Annotated in this window: 5 protein-coding genes and 1 pseudogene; 3 read left to right on the top strand and 3 right to left on the bottom strand. The window is 68.6% G+C overall.

The window, feature by feature from the left end:
* From B0W88_RS33580 to B0W88_RS11355, 3 genes and pseudogenes are all read left to right on the top strand, one after another.
* Positions 1-393: pseudogene (locus B0W88_RS33580) on the top strand (glutathione S-transferase family protein); the annotation flags it as partial.
* On the top strand, positions 390-1,298 hold the full coding sequence (locus B0W88_RS11360; protein ID WP_077034769.1) for an SDR family oxidoreductase: 909 nt from the start codon (positions 390-392) through the stop codon (positions 1,296-1,298). The pseudogene B0W88_RS33580 and the gene B0W88_RS11360, both read left to right, overlap by 4 nt.
* 38 nt (positions 1,299-1,336) lie before the next feature.
* Positions 1,337-3,043, top strand: a complete 1,707-nt coding sequence (locus tag B0W88_RS11355) for a transporter substrate-binding domain-containing protein (protein WP_077034768.1) — start codon at positions 1,337-1,339, stop codon at positions 3,041-3,043.
* Here the strand turns inward: B0W88_RS11355 and B0W88_RS11350 are convergent.
* From B0W88_RS11350 to B0W88_RS11340, 3 genes are read right to left on the bottom strand one after another with little or no spacing between them, the layout of a single operon-like run.
* Positions 3,033-3,902, bottom strand: coding sequence for a carbohydrate ABC transporter permease (locus tag B0W88_RS11350; RefSeq protein ID WP_077034767.1), 870 nt, complete (start codon positions 3,900-3,902; stop codon positions 3,033-3,035). The two genes, B0W88_RS11355 and B0W88_RS11350, sit on opposite strands and share 11 nt — an antisense overlap.
* The gene (locus B0W88_RS11345) at positions 3,903-4,802 is read right to left on the bottom strand and encodes a carbohydrate ABC transporter permease (protein WP_077034766.1); all 900 of its coding nucleotides are present in this window, start codon (positions 4,800-4,802) and stop codon (positions 3,903-3,905) included.
* Positions 4,799-6,097, bottom strand: coding sequence for an ABC transporter substrate-binding protein (locus B0W88_RS11340; RefSeq protein ID WP_077034765.1), 1,299 nt, complete (start codon positions 6,095-6,097; stop codon positions 4,799-4,801). Before B0W88_RS11340 ends, B0W88_RS11345 begins: the two co-directional genes overlap by 4 nt.
* Positions 6,098-6,117 lie beyond the last annotated feature (20 nt).

The raw sequence follows: 6,117 nt of genomic DNA, 5'->3' as shown, positions 1-6,117 counted from the left end.
TTTCTCGTCGCCCACAGCGTCTGGTTCATCCGCCGCGCCCCGCCGATGGCCGGCGTGCTGGCCCCGCATTCGAGATTGAATGCCTGGTACGAGCGCGTGGCCGCCTTCGGCCACGGCCAGCGCCACGAGATGAGCGCGGACGAGGCGCTCGGCCTGGCCGCCGCTTCCACGCCGCAGGCCTGCGAGATCGAGCCGGGCCTGGGCTTCGCCGCCGGCGAGCCGGTCACCGTCACCCCGCTGGACTACGCCTGCGACCCGGTCGCCGGCGAACTGGTCGGGCTCACCGGCCGCCGCGTCACGCTGCGCCGCCAGGACCCGCGCGCCGGCACCGTCCACGTCCACTTCCCCCGCATCGCCTTCGCCATCAAGAAAACGCAGGAGACATCCACATGAAGCAGTTCGAGGGCCGCACGGCCGTGATCACCGGCGCCGGCTCGGGCTTCGGCCTCGAGGTGGCGCGCATCGCCGCGGCGCGCGGCATGAACCTCGTGCTGTGCGACGTGCAGGCCGACGCGCTGGAGAAGGCGGCGGCGGAGCTCGAGGGCCGGGTGCAGGTCATGGCCCGCCGCGTCGACGTGGCCAAGGCGGCCGAGATGGAGGCGCTGGCGGCAGACGTCAAGCTGCGCTTCGGCGCCCCGCATTTCGTCTTCAACAACGCGGGTGTCGGCTCCGGCGGCCTGATCTGGGAGAACTCGCTGGCCGACTGGGAGTGGGTGCTGGGCGTCAACCTGATGGGCGTGGTGCACGGTGTGCGCCTGTTCACGCCGATGATGCTGGAAGCCGCCAGGAACGACCCCGCGTACGAGGGCCACGTCGTCAACACCGCCTCGATGGCCGGCATGCTCAACGCGCCGAACATGGGCGTGTACAACGTCTCCAAGCATGCGGTCGTCTCGCTCAGCGAGACCCTGCATCAAGACCTGGCCCTCGTCACCGACCAGATCCACTGCTCGGTGCTGTGCCCCTACTTCGTGCCGACCGGCATCACCGCCAGCGACCGCAACCGCCCCGCCGAACTGGCGGCGGACAAGCCCACCCAGAGCCAGCTGATCGGCCGGGCGATGAGCGACAAGGCGGTCTCGTCGGGCAAGCTGAGCGCCGCCGACGTGGCGCAGATGGTCTTCGCCGGCATCGACGGGCAGCGCTTCTACGTCTTCAGCCACCCGCACGCGCTGGCCGGCGTGCAGACCCGCTTCGAGGACGTGATGGCCCTGCGCAACCCCAGCTCGCCCTTTGCCGCCAAACCGGAGATCGGCGAGAAGCTGAAGGCGGCACTGAGGGAAATGCCGGTCAAGTAACGAGTTAGGTAAGCGTCAGTTTCGCCGACAATGGCGGGATGGCGCGTGCCCGTTTCCTTGCTCTCCTGTTCTGCCTGACCGGCCTGCTGCTCGCGCTGCCGCTGCGTGCGCAGGACGGCATCGAACTGAGCGCCGAGGAGAAGGCCTGGATCGCCGCCCACCCGCTGGTGCGCGTGGCCACCTCGCGCAGCTACGGCCCCTTCACCTTCGTGGACGAGAGCGGCGCGGTGCGCGGGCTCTCGGTGGACTACATCGAGCGGCTCAGGCGCCTCACCGGCCTGCATATCGAACTGGCCCCGCCGGCGCCCTTCGCCGAATCGATGCAGGCGCTCAAGGACGGGCGGGTGGACCTGATCATGTCGGTCCGCGACACGGCCGAGCGGCGCGAGTTCCTGTCCTTCACACGGCCCTACATCACGGTGCCGGCGGTGCTGCTGCGCCGCCGCGAGGACGGCGTGCGCACCGCGCCCGCGGCGGGCGACCTGCAGCCGGGCGAGAAGGTCTCGGTGAGCCAGGGCTATGCGGTCCAGCCCTTCCTGGCCGACCGCTTCCCGGACAACCCCCGCACGATCGAGGCCGATGACCGCAGCCTGCTGCGCCGCCTGGCCGGCGGCGAGATCAGCGCCGGCGTGATGGACATGGCCGGCGCCACCTACCTGATGCGCACCGAGGGCATCGGCAATGTCCGCGTGGTCGGCGACATCGGCTTCGCCTACGACCTGGCCATCGGCTACCGGCGTGACTGGCCGCTGCTGGGTCGCATCCTGCAGAAGGGGCTGGACCAGATCGACGCCGACGAGCGCCAGGCCATCGCCGACCGCTGGATCCCGCTGGACCATGGCGGCGGCGCCTTCTCGCGCCGCGCGGTGATCGGCGGCAGCGTGGTGCTGGCGTTGGGCCTGCTGGGCCTGCTGGCGATGGCGGGCTGGAACCGCACGCTGCGGCGCGAGGTGGTGGCCCGCACCGAGCAGCTGCAGCACGAGCTGGCCGAGCGCCGCCGTCTGCAGGACGCTGACCATGCCCGCGCGATGGCCGAGCTGGCCAACCGCTCCAAGGCCGAGTTCATGTCCCAGGCGAGCCACGAGCTGCGCACGCCGCTGAACGCGGTGCTGGGCTTCGCGCAGCTGCTGGCCGTGGACGGCGAGCGCCCGCTGGACGAGACGCAGCGCCAGCGCGTGGCCCGCATCGAGGAGGCGGCCCGCCACCTGCTGCTGCTGATCGAGGACATGATGAGCTTCTCGCGGCTGGAGTCGGGCACCCTGGTGGTGGAGGCCAAGCCGATCGACGCGATCCCGCTGCTGCGCCGCTGCGTGGAGCTGGCGATGCCGGCGGCGGCGGATGCCGGACTCACGCTGGTTTTCGAGCCGCCGCCGAACCTGCCGCTGGTGCTGGCCGACCCGCTGCGGCTGGAGCAGGTGATGCACAACCTGGTGTCCAACGCGATCAAGTACAACCGGGCCGGTGGCTGGGTGCGCGTGCGCGCCTGGACCCGCGGGCCGGAGGAGTTCTGCATCGAGGTGGCGGACAGCGGCATGGGCCTCTCGATCGAGCAGCAGGCCCAGCTGTTCCAGCCCTTCAACCGCCTGGGCCGCAGCGCGCTGGAGGGCACCGGCATCGGCCTGGTGATCTGCAAGCAGCTGATGGAGCGCATGGGCGGACGCATCGGCGTCAGCAGCGAGGCGGGGCAGGGCAGCCGCTTCACGCTGGAGCTGCGGGTGGCTCCGGCTACTGGCGCTACTCCTTGACCGAGCCGGTCAGGCCGCTGACGTAGTAGTCCACGAAGAACGAATAGATGAGGGCCACCGGCAGCGAGCCGAGCAGGGCGCCGGCCATCAGCGGGCCCCACTGGTAGACGTCGCCCTGCACGAGTTCGGTCACCACGCCGACCGGCACCGTCTTCACCTCCGAGCTGGAGATGAAGGTCAGCGCGTAGATGAACTCGTTCCACGACAGCGTGAAGGCGAAGATGCCGGCCGAGATCAGCCCCGGCACCGCCAGCGGCAGCACGATCCTGACGAGGATCTGCCAGCGGCTGGCGCCGTCGATCAGCGCGCATTCCTCCAGCTCCACCGGGATCGAGCGGAAGTAGCCCATCAGCAGCCAGGTGCAGAAGGGGATCAAAAAGGTCGGGTAGGTGAGGATCAGCGCCCAGCGGGTGTCGATCAGGCCCAGCTTGAAGACCACGCTGGCCAGCGGGATGAAGAGGATGGACGGCGGCACGAGATACGCGCCGAAGATCGCCAGGCCCATGTGGCGCGCGCCGCGGAAGCGCAGCCGCTCGATCGCATAGGCGGCGAAGACCGAGGCCGCCAGCGAGACGAAGGTGGCCACCGCCGACACCAGCAGCGTGTTCCACAGCCACTGCGGGTACTCGGTCTCCAGCAGCAGCTTCCTGAAATGCGCCAGCGTGGGCTTGATCACCCAGAACGGATTGCCGTCGCGCGCCAGCAGCTCCGCCTCGGGCTTCACCGCAGTGATCGCCATCCAGTAGAAGGGGAACAGCAGCACGATCACGAAGGCCAGCAGCGGCAGGTAGACGGTGATGAGCTTGCGGCCGCGACCGTCCAGGTAGGCCATGCCGATGCTCTCGTTGCGTGCGGCCATTCAGTCGCCTCCGCCCTGCTGCCACTTGCGGCGCTGCAGGCCGAAGTAGGAGAACATCACGCAGGCCAGCAGGAAGGGCAGCATCGCCAGTGCGATGGCGGCGCCTTCGCCCAGGGCACCGCCGGGGATGGCGCGCTGGAAGGACAGCGTGGCCATCAGCTGCGTGGCGTTCAGCGGGCCGCCGCGGGTGATGACGTAGATCAGCTGGAAGTCGGTGAAGGTGAACAGCACCGAGAAGGTCATCACCACCGCGATGATCGGCGTCAGCAGCGGCAGCGTGACGTGGCGGAACTGCTGCCAGCGGGTGGCGCCGTCGATGGCCGAGGCCTCGTAGTAGGACGGCGAGATCGTCTGCAGCCCGGCCAGCAGCGTGATCGCGACGAAGGGCACGCCGCGCCACACGTTGGCGATGATCACGGCGATGCGGGCATTCCACGGCGAGCCGAGGAAGTCGATATAGCGCTCGATCAGGCCCAGCTTCACCAGCGCCCAGCTGACGATCGAGAACTGCGCGTCGTAGATCCACCAGAAGGCCAGCGCCGATAGCGCCGTGGGCACGATGTAGGGCAGCAGCACGATGGCGCGGAAGAAGGTCTTCAACCGGATGTTGCGGTTCAGCAGCAGCGCCAGCCACAGGCCCAGCCCGAACTTGAAGACGCTGGCGACGACCGTGTAGACCAGCGTGTTGAACAGCGCCAGCCGCGTGACCTCGTCGCCCCACAGGAACTCGTAGTTCTCCAGCCCGACCCACACGCCGGGCCGGCCCACCTTGGCATCGGTGAAGCCGAGCCAGGTGCCCAGGCCCAGCGGGTAGCTGAGGAAGACCAGCAGCAGCAGCGCTGCCGGCGCGAGGAACAGCAGGCCGAGGGCGTTGCGCGAGTTGCCGAGTGTCGTCTTCACACCTTGTAGTAGCGCTCGGCGCGCTTCTGGGCGCGCTCGGCGGCTTCCTTGGGTGTCTTTGAGCCACTGGCGGCCTCGGCCACCATATTGGCGATGATGAAGTCCGCCGCAGCGCCGGCCGAGGCATAGCCGAGCCGGCCCTCGTACCCGGCCGGCCGCAGGTTCTTCAGCGAGTCGCGGTAGGGCAGGTGCTTCGGGTCGATCGTCCACACCGGGTTCGCCTCGTAGGCCTTCAGCGGCTGCGCGACGTAGCCGCCGGCGCCCATCAGCCAGGCGTCGTACTGCTCCTTCTCCATCATGAAGCGCAGGAACTCCTTGGCCGCGTTCGGGTACTTGGTGTACTTCATCACCATCTGGTTGAAGAACAGGTGCGACTCGGTCGGCACGCCCACCGGCCCCACGGGGAACACCGAGTGGTTGATGTCCGCCGCGATCTCCTTGATCTTCGGGTCGGCCGAGTTCTTGGCCGCGTAGTAGATCGAGATGCCGTTGTTGGTCAGCGAGATCTGGCCGTCCAGGAAGGCCTTGTTGTTGTTCGGGTCCAGCCAGGACAGCGTGCCGGGGATGAAGGTGGCGTAGAGCTCCTTCGCGTACTCCAGCGCGCGCAAAGTCTCGGGGCTGTCGATGACGACCTTGTTCGTCTTGTCCACCAGCTTGCCGCCGAAGGCCCAGATGAGCCAGTTGCACCAGGTGCTGTCGCCGGTGGCGTTGCCCAGCGCCATGCCGGGCGGCGTGCCCTTGTCCTTCAGTGCGCGGCAGAGCTTGAGGAAGCCGTCGGTGTCCTTCGGAATGCCGTCGAAGCCGGCTGCCTTGACGTGGCTTTCGCGGTAGACGAGCAGCGAACCGGTGGCGCCCAGCGGCAGGCCCAGCCACTTCTTGCCGTCCGGCCGCATGAAGGCCTGGCCGGCCGGGTACCAGCCGCCGTACTTCTTGCCGAGGTATTCGGCCAGGTCGGTGACGTCCAGCAGCTTGTCCGGATACAGGTTGGCGTCGTCGTTGGTGGACAGGATGATGTCCGGCCCGGCGCCGGTATTGGCCGCCACCGCGGCCTTGGGCCGCACGTCCTCCCAGCCCTCGTTGTCCACCCGCACCTCGACGCCGGTGGCGTCGATGAACTTCTTGACGTTGACCATGTAGGCGTCGATGTCGCCCTGCACGAAGCGGCTCCAGCGCAGCACGCGCAGCTTGGCGCCCTTCTCGGGTTTGAAGCTCATCGTCTGCGCCTGCGCAAAGGGCGCACCACCAATCAGGCCTGCGGCGGCCATGCCCTTCAGGATCGTTCTGCGGTCGCTCATGGCGTGTCTCCTGCTGTCGT

This window comes from Pelomonas sp. KK5 (genome assembly GCF_001984095.1).
In the GTDB taxonomy this organism is placed as follows: domain Bacteria; phylum Pseudomonadota; class Gammaproteobacteria; order Burkholderiales; family Burkholderiaceae_C; genus KK5.
The sequence above is the reverse complement of the archived record's forward strand: the minus strand, read 5'-3'. Positions and strand labels throughout refer to the sequence as shown.

Coding starts and splice junctions, on each gene's coding strand:
- B0W88_RS11355 (WP_077034768.1), top strand. CDS start 1,337: ATGGCGCGTGCCCGTTTCCTTGCTCTCCTGTTCTGCCTGACCGGCCTG.
- B0W88_RS11360 (WP_077034769.1), top strand. CDS start 390: ATGAAGCAGTTCGAGGGCCGCACGGCCGTGATCACCGGCGCCGGCTCG.
- B0W88_RS11350 (WP_077034767.1), bottom strand. CDS start 3,902: ATGGCCGCACGCAACGAGAGCATCGGCATGGCCTACCTGGACGGTCGC.
- B0W88_RS11340 (WP_077034765.1), bottom strand. CDS start 6,097: ATGAGCGACCGCAGAACGATCCTGAAGGGCATGGCCGCCGCAGGCCTG.